General features: G+C 65.2%; 19 protein-coding genes and 1 pseudogene. 7 read left to right on the forward strand and 13 right to left on the reverse strand.

Annotated features, from left to right (window positions below):
* Window positions 1-36 precede the first annotated feature (36 nt).
* From hpaE to hpaH, 4 genes are read left to right on the forward strand one after another with little or no spacing between them, the layout of a single operon-like run.
* Window positions 37-1554 carry a 5-carboxymethyl-2-hydroxymuconate semialdehyde dehydrogenase gene (gene hpaE, locus AC1RUK_RS20155; protein WP_481839259.1) on the forward strand — a complete coding sequence of 506 codons (1518 nt, stop codon included), beginning with the start codon at window positions 37-39 and terminating at the stop codon, window positions 1552-1554.
* 16 nt (window positions 1555-1570) lie between these two features.
* A complete protein-coding gene (gene hpaD / locus AC1RUK_RS20160) occupies window positions 1571-2551 on the forward strand; it encodes a 3,4-dihydroxyphenylacetate 2,3-dioxygenase (protein ID WP_481839258.1) in 981 nt (326 codons plus the stop codon).
* A 25-nt stretch (window positions 2552-2576) separates the two neighbouring features.
* The gene (locus AC1RUK_RS20165) at window positions 2577-3446 is read left to right on the forward strand and encodes a fumarylacetoacetate hydrolase family protein (protein ID WP_481839257.1); all 870 of its coding nucleotides are present in this window, start codon (window positions 2577-2579) and stop codon (window positions 3444-3446) included.
* Window positions 3446-4249 (forward strand): 2-oxo-hept-4-ene-1,7-dioate hydratase, encoded by an 804-nt coding sequence (gene hpaH, locus AC1RUK_RS20170; RefSeq protein ID WP_481839256.1) that lies wholly within the window; start codon window positions 3446-3448, stop codon window positions 4247-4249. Before AC1RUK_RS20165 ends, hpaH begins: the two co-directional genes overlap by 1 nt.
* A gap of 270 nt (window positions 4250-4519) precedes the next feature.
* On the opposite strand, the pseudogene AC1RUK_RS20175 reads toward hpaH, so the two are convergent.
* From AC1RUK_RS20175 to AC1RUK_RS20200, 6 genes and pseudogenes are all read right to left on the reverse strand, one after another.
* A pseudogene (locus AC1RUK_RS20175) lies at window positions 4520-5274 on the reverse strand (isopenicillin N synthase family dioxygenase).
* A gap of 175 nt (window positions 5275-5449) precedes the next feature.
* Window positions 5450-6106, reverse strand: a complete 657-nt coding sequence (locus tag AC1RUK_RS20180; protein ID WP_481839254.1) for a methionine ABC transporter permease — start codon at window positions 6104-6106, stop codon at window positions 5450-5452.
* Window positions 6087-7172, reverse strand: a complete 1086-nt coding sequence (locus tag AC1RUK_RS20185; RefSeq protein WP_481839253.1) for a methionine ABC transporter ATP-binding protein — start codon at window positions 7170-7172, stop codon at window positions 6087-6089. Before AC1RUK_RS20185 ends, AC1RUK_RS20180 begins: the two co-directional genes overlap by 20 nt.
* 83 nt (window positions 7173-7255) lie before the next feature.
* Window positions 7256-8110 carry a MetQ/NlpA family lipoprotein gene (locus tag AC1RUK_RS20190; RefSeq protein WP_481839252.1) on the reverse strand — a complete coding sequence of 285 codons (855 nt, stop codon included), beginning with the start codon at window positions 8108-8110 and terminating at the stop codon, window positions 7256-7258.
* A 24-nt stretch (window positions 8111-8134) separates the two neighbouring features.
* Window positions 8135-8326, reverse strand: coding sequence for a hypothetical protein (locus tag AC1RUK_RS20195; RefSeq protein ID WP_481839251.1), 192 nt, complete (start codon window positions 8324-8326; stop codon window positions 8135-8137).
* An 18-nt stretch (window positions 8327-8344) separates the two neighbouring features.
* Complete coding sequence (locus AC1RUK_RS20200; RefSeq protein ID WP_481839250.1) at window positions 8345-9034, reverse strand: SDR family NAD(P)-dependent oxidoreductase; 690 nt, start codon at window positions 9032-9034, stop codon at window positions 8345-8347.
* A 259-nt stretch (window positions 9035-9293) separates the two neighbouring features.
* On the opposite strand from AC1RUK_RS20200, the gene AC1RUK_RS20205 reads away from it, so the two are divergent.
* Window positions 9294-10409: an anhydro-N-acetylmuramic acid kinase gene (locus AC1RUK_RS20205; protein WP_481839249.1), complete on the forward strand. Its 1116-nt coding sequence runs from the start codon at window positions 9294-9296 to the stop codon at window positions 10407-10409.
* Here AC1RUK_RS20205 and AC1RUK_RS20210 read toward each other — a convergent pair.
* Together AC1RUK_RS20210 and AC1RUK_RS20215 are read right to left on the reverse strand one after the other, a co-directional pair.
* The gene (locus AC1RUK_RS20210; protein ID WP_436171351.1) at window positions 10406-10831 is read right to left on the reverse strand and encodes a GNAT family N-acetyltransferase; all 426 of its coding nucleotides are present in this window, start codon (window positions 10829-10831) and stop codon (window positions 10406-10408) included. The genes AC1RUK_RS20205 and AC1RUK_RS20210 overlap by 4 nt on opposite strands.
* 172 nt (window positions 10832-11003) lie before the next feature.
* A complete protein-coding gene (locus AC1RUK_RS20215) occupies window positions 11004-12194 on the reverse strand; it encodes an MFS transporter (RefSeq protein ID WP_481839248.1) in 1191 nt (396 codons plus the stop codon).
* 48 nt (window positions 12195-12242) lie between these two features.
* Here AC1RUK_RS20215 and AC1RUK_RS20220 point away from each other — a divergent pair, with 48 nt between their 5' ends.
* A complete protein-coding gene (locus AC1RUK_RS20220; RefSeq protein ID WP_436171349.1) occupies window positions 12243-12782 on the forward strand; it encodes an Lrp/AsnC family transcriptional regulator in 540 nt (179 codons plus the stop codon).
* A gap of 126 nt (window positions 12783-12908) precedes the next feature.
* Here the strand turns inward: AC1RUK_RS20220 and AC1RUK_RS20225 are convergent, their stop codons facing one another.
* The 3 genes from AC1RUK_RS20225 to AC1RUK_RS20235 all read right to left on the reverse strand — a co-directional run bounded on the left by AC1RUK_RS20225 (window position 12909) and on the right by AC1RUK_RS20235 (window position 15733).
* A complete protein-coding gene (locus AC1RUK_RS20225; protein ID WP_436171348.1) occupies window positions 12909-13397 on the reverse strand; it encodes a nucleoside deaminase in 489 nt (162 codons plus the stop codon).
* A gap of 87 nt (window positions 13398-13484) precedes the next feature.
* Complete coding sequence (locus tag AC1RUK_RS20230; RefSeq protein ID WP_481839247.1) at window positions 13485-14786, reverse strand: D-tagatose-bisphosphate aldolase, class II, non-catalytic subunit; 1302 nt, start codon at window positions 14784-14786, stop codon at window positions 13485-13487.
* Window positions 14783-15733: a sugar kinase gene (locus tag AC1RUK_RS20235; RefSeq protein WP_481839246.1), complete on the reverse strand. Its 951-nt coding sequence runs from the start codon at window positions 15731-15733 to the stop codon at window positions 14783-14785. The genes AC1RUK_RS20230 and AC1RUK_RS20235 overlap by 4 nt, the downstream gene beginning before the upstream one ends.
* A gap of 345 nt (window positions 15734-16078) precedes the next feature.
* Between AC1RUK_RS20235 and AC1RUK_RS20240 the strand changes: the two genes are divergently transcribed.
* On the forward strand, window positions 16079-17101 hold the full coding sequence (locus tag AC1RUK_RS20240; RefSeq protein WP_481839245.1) for a LacI family DNA-binding transcriptional regulator: 1023 nt from the start codon (window positions 16079-16081) through the stop codon (window positions 17099-17101).
* Here the strand turns inward: AC1RUK_RS20240 and AC1RUK_RS20245 are convergent.
* Both AC1RUK_RS20245 and AC1RUK_RS20250 read right to left on the reverse strand, forming a co-directional pair.
* Complete coding sequence (locus tag AC1RUK_RS20245; protein ID WP_481839244.1) at window positions 17082-18080, reverse strand: alpha/beta hydrolase; 999 nt, start codon at window positions 18078-18080, stop codon at window positions 17082-17084. The genes AC1RUK_RS20240 and AC1RUK_RS20245 overlap by 20 nt on opposite strands.
* 15 nt (window positions 18081-18095) lie before the next feature.
* Window positions 18096-19244, reverse strand: a complete 1149-nt coding sequence (locus tag AC1RUK_RS20250) for a Gfo/Idh/MocA family protein (protein WP_481840083.1) — start codon at window positions 19242-19244, stop codon at window positions 18096-18098.
* Window positions 19245-19417: the final 173 nt, after the last annotated feature.

The raw sequence follows: 19417 nt of genomic DNA on the forward strand, positions 1-19417 counted from the left end.
GGCAAGTGAGCAAGCGGCAGAAAACAGGAAAGACCCATGGCGGCATTGGACGACAATCTGCGGAAGGCCGAAGCCTATCTCGAGCGCTTCAGAAGCACGGGCGTGCTCAACCAGATCGGCGGCGAGGCTGTCGCAGCCGCCGACGGCTCGACCTATGAAACGATCTCGCCGATCGACCTGAAGCCACTCGCCAGGGTGGCGCGTGGCAAGGCTGAAGACATCGACCGCGCCGCCAAGGCGGCCAAGGCGGCTTTCCGCGACTGGGCGGCGATCTCCGGCGATGCCCGCAAGAAGCTGCTGCACAGGATTGCCGACGCCATCGTCGCGCGCGCGGAAGAAATCGCCTTCGTCGAATGCATGGACACCGGACAGTCGCTGAAGTTCATGGCCAAGGCGGCCCTGCGCGGCGCGGAAAATTTCCGCTTCTACGCCGACCGCGCGCCGGAGGCCCGCGATGGCCGCACGATCCGCGCGCCGAACCAGGTCAACATGACAACGCGCGTGCCGATCGGCCCGGTCGGCGTCATCACGCCGTGGAATACGCCGTTCATGCTGTCGACCTGGAAGATCGCGCCGGCTTTAGCCGCCGGCTGCACCATCGTCCACAAGCCGGCGGAGCTGTCGCCGCTGACGGCGCGGCTGCTGGTCGAGATCGCCGAGGAGGCCGGCTTGCCGAAGGGCGTGTGGAACCTCGTCAACGGTTTCGGCGAGGACGCCGGCAGGGCGCTGACCGAACATCCTGATATCAAGGCGATCGGCTTCGTCGGCGAAAGCCGCACCGGCTCGATGATCATGAAGCAAGGCGCGGACACGCTGAAGCGCGTGCATTTTGAGCTCGGCGGCAAGAACCCGGTGATCGTCTTCGCCGATGCCGATCTGGAGCGCGCGGCCGACGCCGCCGTTTTCATGATCTATTCACTGAACGGCGAGCGCTGCACCTCGTCGTCACGCCTGCTGGTCGAGGAAGGCGTCTACGACAAGTTCACCGCGTTGGTGGCGGAGAAGGCCAAGCGCATCAGGATCGGCCATCCGCTCGATCCCGAAACCGTGGTCGGCCCGCTGATCCATCCGGTGCACGAGGAAAAGGTGCTGTCCTATATCGAGATCGGCAAGTCGGAAGGTGCCGTTGTCGCAGCCGGCGGCACCAAGTTCGCCGGTCCGGGCGGCGGCTGCTATGTCAGCCCGACGTTGTTCATCGGCGCCACCAACAAGATGCGCATCGCCCAGGAAGAAATCTTCGGGCCGGTGCTGACCGCGATCTCGTTCAAGGACGAGGCCGAGGCGCTGGCTTTAGCCAACGACACGCAGTACGGCCTGACCGGCTATCTCTGGACCTCCGACGTCACCCGCGCCTTCCGCTTCACCGATGCGCTCGACGCCGGCATGATCTGGGTGAATTCCGAGAATGTGCGCCACCTGCCGACGCCGTTCGGCGGCGTCAAGAGCTCGGGCATCGGTCGCGACGGCGGCGACTGGTCGTTCGACTTCTACATGGAAACCAAGAACATCGCGTTCGCCACGGCGCCGCACTCGATCCAGAAGCTCGGCGGCTGACCGGAGACCCTAAAAGATGCCCTTGCCCACACCCAATCTCTACCCGGCGTTCAATATCGTGCGGCTGAGCCATGTCGAGCTCGCCGTCACCGACCTTGCAAAATCCCGCGCCTTCTATGTCGATACGCTCGGCCTGCAGGTGACGGACGAAACCAGGGACGCCATCTATCTGCGCGCGATGGAAGAACGCGGCCACCACTGCATCTTGCTGCGGAAAGGCGCGACAGCGGAAGCCCGCGACCTCGGCTTCAAGCTGTTCTCCGACGAGGACCTCGACAAGGCCGAGCACTTCTTCAAAAACAAGGGCCTGCCGGTGGAATGGGTCGAGCGGCCCTATCAGTCGCGCACATTCCGCACGCGCGACCCGCACGGCATTCCGCTCGAATTCTATTCGAAGATGGAGCGGCTGCCGCCGATCCATCAGAAATATGCGCTGTACAAGGGCGTCAAGCCGCTGCGCATCGACCACTTCAACTGTTTCTCGCCCAACGTCGATGAATCGGTGGCGTTCTACAACGAGCTCGGTTTTCGCGTGACCGAGTACACCGAGGACGCCGAGACCGGAAGGCTGTGGGCCGCCTGGACGCACCGCAAGGGCGGCGTCCACGACATCGCCTTCACCAACGGCATCGGCCCGCGCCTGCACCATGTCGCCTTCTGGGTGCCGACGCCGCTCAACATCATCGACCTGCTCGATCTGATGGCCACCACCGGCTGGCTGCCGAACATCGAGCGCGGCCCCGGCCGGCACGGCATCTCCAACGCCTTCTTCCTTTACATCCGCGACCCCGACAACCACCGCATCGAGATCTACTGCTCGGACTACCAGACGGTCGATCCCGATCTCGAGCCAATCAAATGGGACCTCAAGGATCCGCAGCGCCAGACGCTATGGGGCGCGCCGGCACCGAAGAGCTGGTTCGAGGAAGGCAGCACCTTTGCCGGCGTCGAACCACGCAAGTCCGACCTGGCGGCCTCGCCGATCGTGGCGCCGTGACGATGGCTAACCGCAGGGGGAACCCATGAGCACGCCACGGCTCGCCACCTTCACCGTCGGCGGCAAGGCACGCTATGGCGCGATCACCGACAAAGGCGTCGTCGACCTCTCGTCACGCCACGCACAATGGCCGACATTGCGCGAAGTCATCGAGGCCGGCGCCTTGCAGCGCCTGGCCGAGGAGGCCGACGCCTTCGCCGCTGATTTCCCGCTCGACGCCATTGCCTACGAAATCCCGGTCCCCTCGCCGGAAAAGATCATCTGCGTCGGCGTCAATTTTCCCGACCGCAACGAGGAGTACAAGGACGGGCAGGCCGCACCCTCGAACCCGTCGCTGTTCATCCGCTTCCCGCGTTCCTTCGTCGGCCATGGCGAGTCGCTGGTGCGGCCGCCGGAATCGCCGCAGCTCGACTATGAGGGCGAGATCGTCATCGTCATCGGCAAGGCCGGCCGGCGCATTGCAGAAGCCGATGCGCTCGGCCATATCGCGGCACTTTCGCTCTGCAACGAAGGCACAATCCGCGACTGGGTGCGCCACGCCAAGTTCAACGTCACCCAGGGCAAGAATTTCGACCGCACCGGTGCGATCGGCCCGTGGCTGGTGCCGTTCACCGACGAGGCGCAGATCGCCGACATCGCACTCACCACGCGCGTCAATGGCGAGGTCCGGCAGCAGGACCGCACCAGCCGCATGATCTTTTCCTTCCGCAAGATCATCAACTACGTCTCGACCTTCACCACGCTGGTCCCCGGCGACATCATCGTCACCGGGACGCCGACCGGCGCCGGCGCCCGTTTCGAGCCACCGATCTGGCTGAAGCCGGGCGACGTCATCGAGGTCGAAGCGGACGGCATCGGCCTGCTCCGCAACGGTGTCGTCGACGAGAGGGCCTGATGATGACGCCTGACCAGGTCGAAGACGCCGCCGCAAGGCTGTTCGAGGCCGAGCGCGACCGCCGCCAGATCAGGTTGCTCAGCCTCGACTTTCCCGAGGCGACGATGGACGACGCCTATCTTGTGCAGGCAGCCCTGATAAAGCGGAAGATCGCGTCAGGCCTGACGATCAAGGGCTGGAAAATCGGCCTGACCTCGAAGGCCATGCAGTCTGCGCTCAACATCGACATTCCCGATTCCGGCATTCTGTTCGACGACATGTTCTTCGACGATGGCGGCACCGTTCCCGCCGGCCGTTTCATCCAGCCGCGCATCGAGGCCGAGATCGCCTTCGTCATGAAGGCACCGCTCTCAGGCCCGGACGTGTCGATCGACCACGTGCTGGACGCCACCGATTACATCACGCCGGCGCTGGAGATCCTCGACACCCGCATCGAGCGGGTGAACAAGGAGACCGGCAAGATCAGGACCTTCTTCGACACCATCTCCGACAATGCCGCCAATGCCGGCATCGTCATCGGCGGCCGCGCGGCCGATCCGCGCGAGGCCGATCTGCGCTGGATCGGCGCCATCCTGTCGCGCAATGGCGAGGTCGAGGAGACGGGCCTCGGCGCCGGCGTGCTCGACCATCCGGCGAAAGGCATCGCCTGGCTGGCCAACCGGTTGCACCAGTACGGCATGCAGATTTCTGCCGGGCAGGTGGTGCTGTCGGGATCGTTCGTGCGTCCGGTGGAAGCGCGCCATGGCGACAGGATCGTTGCCGACTTCGGTCCGTTCGGAACGATCAATCTTTCCTTCGCCTGATCGGCTGCGGCCCCTCTTGCTTTGGCGCAATTCCGGACGGAAAACCGCTGCACACTTTTCCTGGAATTGCTCAAAAGAAAAAGGCCGGGCGCGAAAGCGGCCCGGCCAAAAATGAAGGTCAAACCTTCAGAGGGGAACACCGTTCGGGGAATGGGAGGAAACCGCCGAACGATGTCTCGTATGTGGGCTTGCCCAGGCGCATTTGCGACGAACAAAATTCCAAAAAACGAGCCGATGGCGAAAAATTCGGCTCCATTGCGGTTGCAGCCGTCAGCCGGTCGCAGCAGCTGTTTCCAGCAGGTCGGCATAGTGCCGCTTCGCCACATCGGGATGCGAGCGCAGCCGGCTTTTCAGCACATTGGTTCCGACATCGCGAAACAGCGGATTGTCGGGATCGCTGGCCGGCCCGCGCGCTTCCGCGGCCAGTTCCTCGGGCAGGTTGAGCAGCGGGATCGTCGCATCGAGACGGGCGCTGAAGAAGAACGGAACGGAAATCCGCTCGACACCGGGCGGCGGCGTTACGACGCGAAAGCGTCCTCGGCCTGGTCGAGCGACAGCGCAAAGGCCTTCAAGAGGCGGATCGCCACCACGGTCGCCCTCGCCTGCCAGGCGAGCAGCGCCGGCTTCAGCTCCGGCAGCGCAGCCGGCCATTGGTTCGGCCCTTGCAGCCGCGTCCAGGCGGGAACGCCAGGACCTTGCGGGATGGTCGGGCGCTCGACGCCGATGTCGAGCTGCTCACGCCAGTCGGCCTTGCCCTTGGTCAACTCGCCGCCGGCGCGCGTATAGCCTCTGAATTGCGAGGATTTGACCATTTCGATGGCCAGCTTGTCGGCCTCCGGCAAGGCAAAGAAGCGGCGCGAGGCATCGAGCACGTCGGCGATCTCCGCTGCCGATATGCCGTGGCCGCTGAGATAGAAGAAACCGACATCCCGGGCCGCCGTGCGCAGGTCGAACAGAAAGGTCCGGCGCTCCGATGCACCCTGTTCGAGACGGTCAAGGTCAAGCACAGGGACGATTCTGGGCATGGTCAGGCTCCTTCTACGAGGCGGTGCGCCTGACCGCCACGGTGGCACGCAGGCCTCTGCGAGCCAAGCAACGGACGATCCAAACTCGACGCCGATGGGAGAACACCGGCCTGCATTTTGGCGCCGGCGGGCAAAGAACGTCCGAACGGATACCCAACCTGCTCGCGTCCGGCGGTCATGCGCGGTGGTCCAGTCTGGCGACCAGCCGGTCCCCGACCCACTGGATGCCGCAGACCAGGATGATGAGCACGATGACGACCGCGACCATGACGCTGGTCTCGAAGCGCTGGTAGCCATAGCGGATGGCAAGGTCGCCCAGCCCGCCGGCGCCGATGGCACCGGCCATGGCGGAAGCGCCGATCAGCGTCACCAGCGTCACCGTGAATCCGGCGACGATGCCGGGCAGCGCCTCCGGCACCAGCACCTCGCGGATGATCGTCCAGCGGTTGCCGCCCATGGCGCGTGCCGCCTCGATCAGCCCGTGATCGACCTCGCGCAGCGACACTTCGGCGATGCGGGCATAGTAGGGCGTGGCAGCGATGGACAGCGGCACGATGGCCGCCCAGGTGCCGATCGAGGTGCCGACGATCAGCCGCGTCACCGGGATCAGCGCCACCAGAAGGATGATGAAGGGCACTGAGCGGAAGCCGTTGATGATGGCACCGAGCGCGCGGTTCACCCACAGGCTTTCGGCGATGCCGCCGCGATCGGTGGCGACCAGTGCCAGGCCGAGCGGCAGGCCGAAGACCAGCGAGATGAGGCCGGACGCCCCGGTCATCAGGACCGTCTCCCAGATCGAACGAATGAGAAGCTCAAACAGAACCGGCGACATGGCCAAGCACCTCCACCCGCCCCTGCCGGGCTTTCAGGAACGCGATCACTTCCGACAGATGATTTTCGTCGTTGCCTGCCACCGCCAGGAACAGCGTGCCGACGGGCTGCTGCTGGACATGGTCGATGCCGCCGTGGACGAGGCGGAACGGACCCGGCAGGGCTGCGGCAAGGTCCGATAGCAGCGGGGCTCGCGCGGCCTCGCCGGCGATGTCGATCCTGAGGATCGTCTCCGCGCCGGTTCCCTGCACAAGCCGACTGGCGATCTCGTCCGGCAGCTGCGGACGGATGCCGCCGAGCAGGCTTTTGGTGATTTCCGAACGCGGGTCGGCAAAGACCGACCAGACCGGGCCCTGCTCGACGATGCGCCCGGCGTCGATCACCGCCACGCGGTCGGCGATCGAACGGATCACCTCCATCTCATGAGTGATCAGCAGGATCGTCAGGCCGAGCTGGCGGTTGATATCCTTGAGCAGAGCCAGGATGGAGCGCGTCGTCTCCGGGTCCAGCGCCGACGTCGCTTCGTCGGACAGCAGCAGCGCCGGGCGCGCGGCGAGTGCCCTGGCTATGCCGACACGCTGCTTCTGGCCACCCGACAGCGAGGCCGGATAGGCTTTCGCCTTCTCCGACAGACCGACGAGGTCAAGCAACTCGGCCGCGCGCGCCAGGCGCTCGGCCTTGGGGCGGCCTTCGATCTTCAGCGGCAGCGCCACATTGTCCTCGACCGTCTTGGCCGACAGAAGGTTGAAGTGTTGGAAGATCATGCCGATGCGCCGCCGCAGTGGCTGCAGCTCGCGTTCGCCGAGCCGGCTGATCTCGCGGCCCTCGATGAAGACCTGGCCGGAATCCGGTCGCTCCAGCCCGTTCAGGCAGCGGATCAGCGTCGACTTGCCGGCGCCGCTGCGGCCGATGATGCCGAGGATCTCGCCCTTGCGCACCGTCAGCGAGACGCCGTCGAGCGCCGGCGTTGCGCCGAAGCGCCGCTTCAGGTCGGTGAGACGGACGACATCTTCCGAAGCTGTGGAATAGGCCCGATCCGCCACTTCAGCTGTGACATGCTGGTTCATCTCTGTTTCCGTCTCAGTGTTCCGCAAATGCGATGGCGGCCCGCTCCGGGGCGGACCGCCTGTTTCTGCAAGCCATGCGCCGATCAATAGGCGCTGATCCCGGTGCCCTTGTAGACCTTGTCGAACTCAGCCTTGACCGTCTCGTTCTGGTAGGCAGCGACCAGCGTCTTCACCCAGGGCTCGTTCTCATTGCCGGCCTTGACCGCGATGAAGTTGCGGTAGGGATTGTCGGCCACCGGCTCCTGGGCGATGCGGTTGTCAGGGCCGAGGCCGCTTTTCAGCGCCCAGTCGGTGTTGACCACGGCGGCGTCGAGATCCTCGACCGAGCGCCCGACAATGCCGGCATCGAGTTCCTTGATGACGACCTTCTTCGGGTTCTCGGCGATGTCGGCGGTGGTCGCCAGGATGCCGGTGCCGTCCTTCAGCTTGAGGACGCCTTCGTTCTGCAGCACGCGCAGCGCCCTGCCTTCATTCGATGGGTCGTTGGGCAGGCCGATGACGGCGCCCTCGGGCAGGTCGGCGACCTTGGCGTATTTCTTGGAATAGAGGCCGATCGGCCAGACGCCGGTGTAGCCGACCGGGACGATGTGATAGCCCTGCGTTTTGATCTGGTTGTCGAGATAGGGCTTGTGCTGGAAGGCATTGGCGTCGATCTCGCCGCGCTCCAGCGCCTCGTTGGGCTGGGTGTAGTCGTTGAAGACGACGGTCTCGATCGTCAGGCCTTTTTCGGCGGCCTGGGCCACGACGACGCGCCAGACATCCTCGTCCTCGCCGCTGATGATGCCGACCTTGATCGCCTTCTTGTCCTCGGCGAAGGACGGTGTCGGCGCGGCCAAGGCAACAATGGCAAGCGCCGAAGCCAGAAGCGCGGCAAGACCTGCGCGCCTGGTGACAGATGTTGAAACGAAAGGCTTAAAAGCGTTTCCGAGTTCGGACATGATGCGTTCCTTGCAATGCTGAAGTCATATCGGCCAGGCGGGATGCGAAGCCTTGATGACAGGATCGGCAATGCTGCGCTTCCAATCAAAGCACCGCATTTCTTCTTCAATGCGAAGCAGGGAATATTCTCTCAAAGATCTTGCGACAGCGAGCACGCCTGCCAGCGTGTGGCACAATGCAGGCGGCGAGTGACAGGCGCCGTGCAGAATCGCCATGCCGGCTTTGGCCTAAGATCAGAACGTCTCGACCCAGGGCCGCAGTTCGACTTCAAAACTCCAGGCGCTGCGGTGCTGGCGGTGGGTCGCGAGATAGGCCTCGGCGATGGCATCCGGCGACAGCCGGCGATCCGGTCGGTCGGGCTCGTCGGCCTGTCCGGGCGGCTGGATGGCGCCGTCGATGATGAAATGGGCAACATGGATGTTCTTCGGTGCCAGTTCGCGAGCCATGGACTGCGCCAGGCCGCGCAGGCCGAATTTCGGCATGGCAAAGCCGGCGGAGCCGGGAAATCCCTTGAGGCTCGCGGTGGCGCCGGTGAACAGGATCGAGCCGGAGCCGCGCGCCAGCAGCCGCCGCGCCGCCTGCTGTCCAACCAGGAAGCCGCCATAGGCGCCGACCAGCAGCGCCTGTTTGACGGCGTCAGGATCGAGCTCGGCGATCGGGCCGCGCGTGCGCCCGCTGGCGTTGAACACCGCAAGCGCAAGCGGGCCGGCCTTGTCGGCGGCCTCGAACAGGCTTGCGACGGAGGCCGGATCGGCAACGTCGGTTTCGACGGCCAGTGCTCCGGTCTCGTCGATCAGCGGGGCGAGCTTGTGGGTGTTACGGGCGGCCAGAACGACGAGAAAACCCTCTTTGGCGAGAAGGCGCGCCAGCGAAGCGCTCAGGCCTTGTCCTGCGCCTGCTATCACTGCGACGTCGGATGCCATGATTTTTTCCTCCTTGGTAGCTTCCGGCGGAAGCATTTCGCCAGACGCTGCTCGCAGGGTCGCGCCTTCGCAGGCGACAGGCAAGAGATGGCGTTGCTGCCGTTGTTGAGCCAGACAGTCGCAGAAACCAAAATACCGGTTCCGCCGGCAACGGGCTGTGGATTGACTTCGACAAACACGACGCTGGACCTTGCCCGCCAGCCGGAACCATCCGACACGTCTTCTCGACAGCGGCGATCTCGCCAACGGAGTTCGAACCATGCAACCAATCTGGGCCGTCGGGCTGATGACCGGCACCGTGCTTGACGGCAATATCGACGTCGCGCTGATCAAGACCGACGGCGAGCGGATCGCCGATTTCGGCACCTACCGGCTTGCGCCCTACCCCGCGTCGATCCGCACCTTGCTGGAGGAGACGCTGCGCCAGGCGCGGGTGTGGAATTTCACCGGGCCGGAGCCGGCGATCTTCCGCGAGGCCGAGGAGGCGCTGACGCGGGCGCAATCGGCGGCGGTCAAGGACCTCGTCGAGAGCCATGGTCTCACCATGGCCGACATCGGCGTCGTCGGCTTCCACGGCCAGACCGTGCTGCATCGCGCCCCGCAACCCGGACGGCTCGGCGACACCCGCCAGCTTGGCGACGGTGGGCTGATGCATTCGATCCTGGGGACCAAGGTCGCCTATGATTTCCGTTCTGCCGATGTGCGCGCCGGCGGGCAAGGCGCGCCGCTTGCGGCCACCTATCACACCGCGCTGCTGCGCGCGGCGGATGCCGGCGGCGACATGGCGGTGCTCAACCTCGGCGGCGTCGCCAACATCACCTGGTGGGACGGCAAGGACAATGTCGTGGCCTTCGACACGGGTCCGGCCAACGCGCCGCTCAACGACTTCATCAAGGCGAAGGGGCTCGGCGACATGGACCGCGACGGCGCGCTGGCCCGCGCCGGCACGGTGGACGAGGCGCGGCTGGCCAGTTTGTTGCAGCACCCCTATTTGACCAAGCCCTATCCGAAATCGCTCGACCGTTTCGACTTCGGCGCGGCAATGGCTGACGGGCTCAACGCCGAGGATGGCGCGGCAACGCTGACGGCCTTCACCGCCGCCGCCGTCGGCAAGGCGCTCGACCTTTTGCCGCATCGGCCAAAGAAACTGGTGGTCAGCGGCGGTGGCCGCCACAACCCGGCGATGATGGCGATGCTCGCCAGCCGCGCCGGCGTCGAAGCGGTGCAGGCCGAGACGCTGGGCTGGAAGGGCGACGCGGTCGAAGCCGAGTGTTTTGCTTTCCTCGCGGTGCGCGTGCTGCGCGGCCTGCCGATCAGTTTTCCGAGCACGACCGGCGTGCCGCAGCCGATGCGTGGCGGACGGCTGGCGGGTTAGCCAGCCAGCTTCTTCTGCAGGAAGATGCGGCTGCGGCCGATGGGAAAGTCGGGCAGTGTGCCGAACGGCTGGTAGCCCTGACGCTCATAGGCCTTGGCTGCTTTCGGATTGAAGGTGTCGATCCAGGCGCCGTGACAGCCGCGCACGATCGCTTCGCGCTCGGCAGCCTCCAGCATGTGGCCGGCCATGTGCTGGCCGCGCAGCCTTTCGTCGACCCAGAGCCATTGCACGAAAAGCCAGCCCCAGGCGGTGTAGCCCGAGATGCCGGCGACGACCTTGCCGCCTTCGTCGCGCACAAAGACGGCGAGCGCCTTGCGCCTGGAAGCGCCGACATCGCTGTCGTTGAAGGCCGTCAGCCGCTCGCCCAGAAAGGCGAGCTCTTCCGGCAAGGGATCGGCGGTGGTCTCAAGCGTCGTCTTCATGGCGGGCTAGAGCGGTTCACCGTTTCGCGGAAACGCAGAACCGCTCTCTCTTTGTTTTGACGCAATTCCGGACGGAAAACCGTTTCACACTTTTCCTGGAATTGCTCTGGCTCGGTTGTCGGCCAAGCCTTATCCATGGACGGGACGAGGACGCAAGCCTTGCGGCAGCCGCTTACGCCCGGATGGGCGATGGCGAACGCCACGCCGCCGCCGAGGCGGCGACCAGCATCAGCAGGGCCGCGACAATCGCCGATGCGGCAAAGCCGAAGCCGGTGTAAAGTGGACCGAAGCCAGTGGTGCCGACAAAGACGGCGAAATAGGTCACCGCGCTGTTCAGGCCCATGATGGTGCCGCGACGCGACGGATCGAGCGCGGTGAGCCGCATCACCAGCACGTTCAGGCCGAAATGGTTGGCAAGGCCCCAGACCGCCACCATCGCCAGCGTCAGCCCGAAGCTGCCGCTTGCCGCGGCGATCGCGACATAGACGACCGCGACCAGCAGATAGGCGAACGGCATGACGCGGCGCGCGCCGAGGCGGTCGATGACACCGTCGAGAAGTGCGGCCGCGCCGAAGCCGGCACCATAGGCAAGTGCCGCCCAGCCATTGGCACTGACCGGCCGCCCCAACCCGCTGTGAAGGTGATCGCCGAGATAGCCATAGACGCCATAGAAGGCGGTCATGAAGGCAGCGCAGGCGATGAGCAGCGGCACGATGCCGGGAACGGCCAAGGCGCCGAGCGGCGTCGGCGCCGGACCGCTCTTCCTGCTGTCGCTGAGCGACGTCAGCGTCAGACCGGCCAGAGCAATGGCGGCTAGCACCGCGACCGTGCCAAAGACGGCGCGCCAATGCACGAGATCGGCAAGCACGGCCGACAGCGAGACGCCGGCGACCATGGAGAGCGTCCAGCCGGTCAGCACGACGCCGATCGTGCCGCTCTCGCGGCCGGGCGGCGCGATCGCCGCCGAGCTGGCGTAGATCGCCGGCATGGCAATGCCGGCGGCTATGCCGGCGACAAGCTGGGCGGCGACCAGCGCCGTCACCGTCGGCGCCAATGCGCTGGCGACCAGGCCGATCGCCAGCAGCAGCAGCGCCCCCTGCAGCATGCGTCGCGCGCCGATGCGATCGATATAACGTGCCAGGAACAGAGCGCTCGCCGAGGTGCCGAGGCCGAAGGCGGCGGACGCGATCATGACCCCCGGCACGCTTGCTCCGAACGACACCGCCACGGCCGGCGCAATCGGGCCGAGGACGAGCGAGTTCGAGCCGATGACGGCGATGCATCCGGTGAGCAGATAGGCGATCGCCGGAATCGGAGGCCGGGGCGCCGCCACGAAAATTGCTGATTGATCGCTGTTCGACATACGACCATAATGACCGTATGAAATTCAGCATCAACAAGGAATTTCCATATGGATGAAGAAACAGATGGCATTCCGCGGAACCGGCCGGCGGCCCGGGACGTCGATGCGACGGACCGAAAGATATTAGGCGTTCTGGTCGACGACGCGACGATCAGCTACGCCGATCTCGGCGATCGTGTCGGCCTTTCGCCGCCTGCCGCGCACGAACGGGTGAAGCGCCTGCGCCGCAGCGGCGCCATCCGCAGCACCGCGGCGATCATCGATCCCAAGGCGGTGAAGAAGCCGCTGCTCGCCTTCGTGCATATCGACACCAAGGGCTGGGGCAAGACGCCGGAATTGATGGCGGTTTCCGAATATCCGGAAGTCGAGGAGATCCACTCCGTGGCCGGCGACACCTGCATGCTGCTCAAGGTGCGCACGGAGGACACAAGGGCCCTCGAAGGCCTGCTGTCGCGCCTCTACGAGACACCCGGCGTGACCTCGACGCGAAGCTATGTCGTGCTGTCGACCTATCTCGAGCGGCCTGTTCAGCCGGGCATCACAACCGAATGGCCGACGCCAAGGCACATGGCCCAGCCGCTATACTAGAGTGGTTCAGCGACGCTGAACCACTCTAACTCTTTGTTTTTAGGCAATTCCGGACGGAAAACCGTTGCACACTTTTCCTGGAATTGCTCTAGCACTCACTCGTTTGCCGCGCGCGCGGCAATTGAGCTACTTGTCTTTCCAGAAATCGGCCTGGAGTTGCGCCGCTTCATCGGCAAGCAGCGGGCCGACGACTTCAGTCGGACGCTGCCCAGCTTCGAAGACGATCGTGCAGGGCAAGTCGAGTGTGGGATTCTCGTCGTGTGCCCCCGTCAACCCCTTGAGATCATGTTCACTCTGGCCAAAGACGACCCGTCCGATGCCCGCCCAATAGATTGTCCCGGAGCACATCGCGCAAGGTTCGGCCGAAGTGTAGAGTGTGCAAGAGGCCAGCTCTTCGAGGCTGAAATTCATCCCCGCCCACCGGGCCAGCAGACTTTCGGCATGAGCGGTGCGGTCGCCCCCGCCGGATTTGTAACCGTTGAGTTGCTCGCGCAACACATTGCCGTCTTTGTCAGCGAGGAGCGAACCAAAGGGATGTTCGCCAGCATCGCGGGCCTTGCGCGCGACCTCGAATGCCTGACGGAGCAGGCGCTCATCATAGGGGCGTTGTGGCATCGGAGATCCTCCGGCAGTGCCGCTTGATACCATAGTGCCGAACAATCCGCCGACTCAATTCGGCAGCTGGAACGGGCGGTAAGGCCGCTACTGACTGGTCGCGCCGGCATAGATATCGAGAACGCGGGTGATGCTACCGATCAGCAGCTCATGCGCTGTGGGCTTGACCCGGCCGGCCGCAACCGCCGCATCGAGCTGTCCGAGGTATTGGCCGATCAAGGTGCGGGGGATCTCGCGGTCGTCCAGCGCCTCGAGCAGCGCCTGTGTCGCGCGCTGCGCGTCCGGCGCCGGCCAGTAATAGCGGATGCGGTCGCTGAAGGAGAAATGCCGCTCGATGCGCTGCGCGTCCGGCGTGCCCGGATAGTATTTGCGCCAATTGTCGGGCGAGGCCAGCATGATGCGTTCCATCGCCGCCGGCAGGCTTTCGCGCGAGGGGTCCGGCGCGAGCACGTCGGCGATATGGCTCAGCCCGTACAGCGCCTCGCGCAGCGCGAAGGTCAGCCAGGGACCGACCTTGAGGATGGCAAAGCCGTCGCGCACCAGCGCTGCAAGCGCCTCGTCCGGCTGGTAGTCGGTCGAATGCGCCTCGAAGACGAATTGCGGCATGCGCCCGAGCACGGCGACCAGCTCCGTCGCCTTCTCCGGCGCATAGGCGATGATCTCGGCATTGCCGAATTCGACGCCGGGCTGGACGACGACGCCGACCGCGCGGGCAAAGGCTGCGTCGAGGCCGGCGCGCGAAAATGCCTGGCGGTGGATCTCGACGGTGCGCAAGGCGTCATCGGGTTCGGTCACATGCATATGGTCGAGCGCTTCGAGCGCGCCGCCCGGCACCGGTACCTCAGTGCCGATGATGTAGACCGGCCTCTCGCCGCCAATGCGTTCGACCGCCGCTTCGGCGACGGCCGCTTCGGCGACGGCCGCAAGCCCGGCGGCGCGGGCAGCGATGGTCTCGTCGGCGAGAGCTGCTGGATCGTCGGTGCAGGCCATGCTGGTGTCGAGATGCAGCTTGGTGAAGCCGGCGCCGGCATAGGCATCGATCATCGCCTTCGCCTTCGCCATCGCTTCGGCGGCAGGAAGATGCTTCCACGGGTTGGGCCCGAGATGATCGCCGCCGAGGATCAGGCGATCGAGCGGAAAGCCGGCCTTTTGTGCATGGCCCTCGACGAATGCGCGGAAGCCGGCCGGCGTCATGCCGGTGTAGCCGCCTTCGTGGTTGACCTGGTTGCAGGTCGCCTCGATCAGCACATCGGAGCCGCGCGCCGCGCCATAGCGGAGCGTCGCCTCGATCACAAGCGGATGCGCCGAACAGATCGAGGCGATGCCGCCTTTCTCGCCCGCGGCGCGCTTCACCGCGATGCTGGCAAATCTCTGCGTCGCGGCGCTCATGGCTTGCTTCTCCCGGCGGTGGTTGCGAAAGCCTCAACCTCGGCCAGCGGAAAGATGCCTTCCATCGGCCCTTTGCGGGTGACGGCGAGCGCGCCGCAGGCATTGGCGATGCGCAAAGCCTCAACCGGAGCCGCGCCGCGCAGCCAGAACGAGACGAAGGCGGCGCCGAAGCAGTCGCCGGCGCCGGTCGGATCGACCTCGTCGACGGCAAAGCCCGGCAAGGCGATCATGCCGTGACGGTCGTGGTAGGCGGCGCCGTCAGCGCCCTTCTTGAGGACGATGCAGGACACACCGCGCTGCAGGAGTTCATCGACCGCGCCCTTTTCGTCGCCGGCCGATGAAAACAGGAACAGCTCGTTGCCGCTCGGCAGGAAGACATCGGTTTGCTTGAGCACATGGTCGAGCGCCTCGCGCATGCCGGAGGCCTGCATGATCTCGCGGCGGATGTTGGGGTCGAAGGAGACGGTTCCGCCCTTGGCCTTGACCGCCTGGATCGCCGACAGCGCGACCTCGGTGGCGCGGTCGGAGAACAGCGACGAGCCCATGACATGGACGTGGTCGGTGCCTGCCAGCATGCTCTGCGCGGCAGCATCGATCCCGACCAGGCCGGCGGCGCTGTTGCGGATGTTGAAGACAAAGTGCCGGCTGCCATCGGCCCGGTAGGTGACGAAGGCGGTGCCCGTCGCATGGCCCTTGTGGACCGCGATCGCCGACACGTCGGCGCCCAGGGTCCGCAGCCGCTCGATGTTCAACTGGCCGAAATCGTCCTCGCCGACGGCGCCGATCAGGCCGGCGGGCTGGCCGAGCGCCGCGGCCTGGCCGATGAAGATGGCGGGCGCGCCGGACGGATAGGGACCGAGCAGCGGACCGGGCTCGAGAAAGCTCTGGCCGATGCGCTCGGCCATGATCTCGACGAGGATCTCGCCGGCTGAGACCAGCTTCTTCATCTCGCGGAATTCCTCCCGGCGTTTCGCCCCAGGCCTCTGACTCGGATGCACGGCAAGCCTAGTGGCCCGCGCCAATAGACTCCAAAGTGAATACGGCTTGTGCTTTTTCGCGTCAATTAATAAAGTTACGCATGGCAACTGTTGAATTTGTCTGTAAAATTTCACCTTGCGGTTGCGCGCCGGCGCACCGTATGTAGGTGCCGGGCAGCGCTAGAGCGGCTCACCGTTTGAACCGCTCTATCGTTTTGTTTTGACGCAATTCCGGATGGAAAACCGCTACGCACTTTTCCTGGAATTGCTCTAGGGAACAGCCAAGGATTGGATGTCCGGAACGCGAGGGTATCGATGGCGATGACGCACAAGACGATGGAGGATTTCGCCCGCTCCTGCGGCGTCTCCAGGCCGACCTTGTCGAAATTTTTCGACGATCCGACCAGCGTCAAGCCGGCGACGCGAAAGCGCATCGAAGAGGCGCTGCGCTCGTCCGATTACCAGCCCAATTTGTTTGCCCGCAATCTGAACCGCAAGCGCACCCGCAGCATCGGCATCATGGTGCCGACGGTGGCCGATCCTTTCTATTCGGAGATGGTCAGCCGCATCGAGCTTCGGCTGCGCGACGAGGGCTACTGGCCGATCGTGATCTCCTCGCACGGCTCGCGCGAACTCGAAGTGGAGGCGACGCGAACCATCCTGTCGCTGAAAGTCTCCGGTGCGCTGATCGCGCCGCTCGGCCTGCGCTCAGATCGCCGCACGCTGGAGAAGCTGACGCAGGCGATCCCGGTCGTCTATTTCGATACCTATCTCGAAGGCGGAACGCCGTTCGTCGGCAACAACAACGCCCAGAGCATCTCGACCATCGTCGAATATCTGTGCCGGTCCGGCGATGCCCCGGTCTATTTCGACATCCCGCATGTCAACCACAACTCGCCGGAACGGCTGGAGAGCTATGTCGGCTCGATGAAGCGGCTCGGCCATGAGCCTGTCGTCGTCGGCAACACAGACGACTACACATGGGATTTCGAGCGCATCGGCTATGAGCAGACGGAAAAGATGCTCGCCAATGGCGGCCTGCCGGGCAAGACCATCCTGTGCAACAATGACCGTCTCGCTTTTGGCGTGATGGCGGCGGCTTACGCGCGCGGCCTCAAGGTCGGCCGCAAGGGCGATTGCGACCTGCGCGTCGCGGCCCATGACGATCATCCGCTGAGCCGCTACACATGTCCCGGCCTCACCACCATGGCGCAGGACTTTGCCGCCATGGCCGGGCGCAGCGTCGAGACGCTGCTCGCGTTGCTCAACGAGGACGACACGGCGGTCGCGCCCAAGGTCAGCCTCGACGCGACGCTGGTCATGCGTCAGTCGGCATAGATTTCTCGAAAGCCGGATCGAAGCCGCGCCATGCGGCAACCGCGGCACTAACCGCCTGCCGCGCCGCCGGACCGTGACGGCCCATCGAGACGAAGCCGTGGATCTGTCCCGGCCAGCGGCGCAGCACGACCGGCACGCCGTCCTGTTCGAGACGCCTGGCATAGGCTTCGCCTTCGTCGGCGAGGATGTCGTGACCGGCGAGGGCGATGAAGGCAGGGGCAGCGTGCGCGAGGCTTTCGGCTTTGAGCGGCGAGGCGCGCCAGTCGCCGATATCGCCAGCATCGCGGACATAGTGATCGCGGAACCAGGCCATGGTTGCCGCGGTGAGGCCAAAACCGTCGCCGAAGCGGCGATAGCTGTCGGCCGCGTGCGCGGCGTCGGTGTTGGGATAGAACAGCAATTGCGCCGTTAACGGGATGCGATCACCCCGCGCGCGCAGGCTGAGCACGGTAGCGAGGTTGCCACCGGCGCTGTCGCCGGCGACGGCGATGCGCCGTGCATCGATGCCGAGATCGCCAGCGGCGTCGCGCACAAAGGACAGTACGGCGCGGCAATCATCGACCGCCGCCGGGAATTTATGCTCGGGCGCCAGCCGGTAGGCGGGCGCGACGACGATGCAGCCCGCCACGTTGGCGAACCAGCGGCAGATCTCGTCATGGGAGTCGAGATTGCCGATCACCCAGCCGCCGCCATGCAGGTAAAGCAGCGCCGGGGCGCCTGCATCAGGCGCGCCCTGCCCGCGATAGATCCGCAGCGTCAGTGGGCCGCCGGGTCCGGCGATGGTGCGCTCGCTGACCGAGGCGACGGGTTCGCGCTCGCCCTGCAGATCCGGAAAGCCTTCATCATAGGCACGGCGCGCCAGTTCCGGCGTGCCGGCCTCGAACGGCGGGGCATCGGCCTGCCGGCCGAGGTCGAGCACATGCCGGGCTTCCGGGTCCAGCGCCGACTGGGGCAGCGATGCCGAGAGGGTCGATGTCATTGACGAACCTCCGAGTCAGGCAAGCAGGCTTGCCGCCTCGTCCTCGCCAAGCAGCGGCGGCTGATCGACGGTGCCGACGACGGCAACCGATCCCTGGCTCTCGCCCGAAGCCAGAATGGCTTCCATGATCTCCAGCACATGCAGCGCAAGCTCGCCCGAGGCGCGGGGCTTGCGTCCACTGGTCAGCGCACGCGCAAGATCGGCGACGCCGAGCATGCGGTAGTTGGCGCGATCGGGTGCGGCATAGGGCCAGTTGCGTGCGCCGTAGAGTTCGGCCTCGCTGGCGAAATCGGCCCAGTCGGCGCCGCGTTCCGAGAGCGAGACGGTGCCGCCGAACGTATCGGGATCGGGCAATCTCAGCGAGCCCTCGGTGCCGTGCAGTTCGATCGGGTGGTTGGAATGTTTGAAGACATCCCAGGAGGCGCCGAAGGTGACGGTGGCGCCGGAGCGGAACTCGAGCAGCGACAGGATGTTGGTCGGCGTGCCGACTTTGAACGTGGTGTTCTTGTAGGGACCCTCGGCGGTGATCAGCCGCTCCTCCTGGCCGCGCGTTGCCATCGCCATGACGCGCTCGACCGGGCCAAGCAAATTGACCAGCATGGTCAGGTAATAAGGCCCCATGTCGAAAACCGGGCCGCCGCCGGGCTGGTAATAGAATTGCGGATTGGGATGCCAGTGCTCCATGCCGCGCCCCATCATGAAGGCGGTGCCGGTGACGGCACGGCCGATGGCGCCCTCGTCCATCAGCCGGCGGGCGCGGCGTCCAGCGGCGCCGAGGAAGGTGTCCGGCGCCGAGCCGAGCAGCAGTCCGCGCTTCGCCGCCTCGGCGACAAGACGGCGGCCTTCGGCGGCCGAGGTCGCCAGCGGTTTTTCGGTGAAGACATGTTTGCCCGCCGAAAGCGCCGAAAGCGAAATGTCGAAATGCGCCGCCGGTATCGTCAGGTTCAGCACAAGGTCGATGTCCGGATCGGCCAGCAGCGCATCGACGCCAAGCGCGCGGGTGCCATATTCCTTGGCGCGGAGCGCGGCCATGTCGGCCGAAATGTCGGCACAGGCGCGCAACTCGACCCCGCCGAACAGAGCCGCATTGCGCAGATAGGTCATCGAGATGTTGCCGCAGCCGATGACACCGATGCCGAGCTTCGTCTTTGATTTTCCGTGCATTTTCGATCGTACCTCCCAATGCGGCAATGGTCCCGCTGAACCGTTGCGCCGGCAACGGATCATAGGCGAAAGCCGCTATACAACATTTTAAATATTGACGCGCGTAAAATTTTTATAGAACATGCGAAAATGCTGGCCCGACATCGGGAGGCTGCCAGCCCCACGGAGGAGAA

It is taken from the genome of Mesorhizobium monacense (genome assembly GCF_056781675.1).

Excerpts from the sequence above, each read along its gene's own strand:
- hpaE (WP_481839259.1), top strand. The coding sequence starts at position 37 with ATGGCGGCATTGGACGACAATCTGCGGAAGGCCGAAGCCTATCTCGAG.
- hpaD (WP_481839258.1), top strand. The coding sequence starts at position 1,571 with ATGCCCTTGCCCACACCCAATCTCTACCCGGCGTTCAATATCGTGCGG.
- AC1RUK_RS20225 (WP_436171348.1), bottom strand. The coding sequence starts at position 13,397 with ATGCCACAACGCCCCTATGATGAGCGCCTGCTCCGTCAGGCATTCGAG.
- AC1RUK_RS20220 (WP_436171349.1), top strand. The coding sequence starts at position 12,243 with ATGGATGAAGAAACAGATGGCATTCCGCGGAACCGGCCGGCGGCCCGG.
- AC1RUK_RS20230 (WP_481839247.1), bottom strand. The coding sequence starts at position 14,786 with ATGAGCGCCGCGACGCAGAGATTTGCCAGCATCGCGGTGAAGCGCGCC.
- AC1RUK_RS20235 (WP_481839246.1), bottom strand. The coding sequence starts at position 15,733 with ATGAAGAAGCTGGTCTCAGCCGGCGAGATCCTCGTCGAGATCATGGCC.
- AC1RUK_RS20215 (WP_481839248.1), bottom strand. The coding sequence starts at position 12,194 with ATGTCGAACAGCGATCAATCAGCAATTTTCGTGGCGGCGCCCCGGCCT.
- AC1RUK_RS20190 (WP_481839252.1), bottom strand. The coding sequence starts at position 8,110 with ATGTCCGAACTCGGAAACGCTTTTAAGCCTTTCGTTTCAACATCTGTC.
- AC1RUK_RS20185 (WP_481839253.1), bottom strand. The coding sequence starts at position 7,172 with ATGAACCAGCATGTCACAGCTGAAGTGGCGGATCGGGCCTATTCCACA.
- AC1RUK_RS20200 (WP_481839250.1), bottom strand. The coding sequence starts at position 9,034 with ATGGCATCCGACGTCGCAGTGATAGCAGGCGCAGGACAAGGCCTGAGC.
- AC1RUK_RS20195 (WP_481839251.1), bottom strand. The coding sequence starts at position 8,326 with ATGGCGATTCTGCACGGCGCCTGTCACTCGCCGCCTGCATTGTGCCAC.
- AC1RUK_RS20165 (WP_481839257.1), top strand. The coding sequence starts at position 2,577 with ATGAGCACGCCACGGCTCGCCACCTTCACCGTCGGCGGCAAGGCACGC.
- AC1RUK_RS20245 (WP_481839244.1), bottom strand. The coding sequence starts at position 18,080 with ATGACATCGACCCTCTCGGCATCGCTGCCCCAGTCGGCGCTGGACCCG.
- AC1RUK_RS20210 (WP_436171351.1), bottom strand. The coding sequence starts at position 10,831 with ATGAAGACGACGCTTGAGACCACCGCCGATCCCTTGCCGGAAGAGCTC.
- AC1RUK_RS20240 (WP_481839245.1), top strand. The coding sequence starts at position 16,079 with ATGGCGATGACGCACAAGACGATGGAGGATTTCGCCCGCTCCTGCGGC.
- AC1RUK_RS20180 (WP_481839254.1), bottom strand. The coding sequence starts at position 6,106 with ATGTCGCCGGTTCTGTTTGAGCTTCTCATTCGTTCGATCTGGGAGACG.
- AC1RUK_RS20250 (WP_481840083.1), bottom strand. The coding sequence starts at position 19,244 with ATGCACGGAAAATCAAAGACGAAGCTCGGCATCGGTGTCATCGGCTGC.
- hpaH (WP_481839256.1), top strand. The coding sequence starts at position 3,446 with ATGATGACGCCTGACCAGGTCGAAGACGCCGCCGCAAGGCTGTTCGAG.
- AC1RUK_RS20205 (WP_481839249.1), top strand. The coding sequence starts at position 9,294 with ATGCAACCAATCTGGGCCGTCGGGCTGATGACCGGCACCGTGCTTGAC.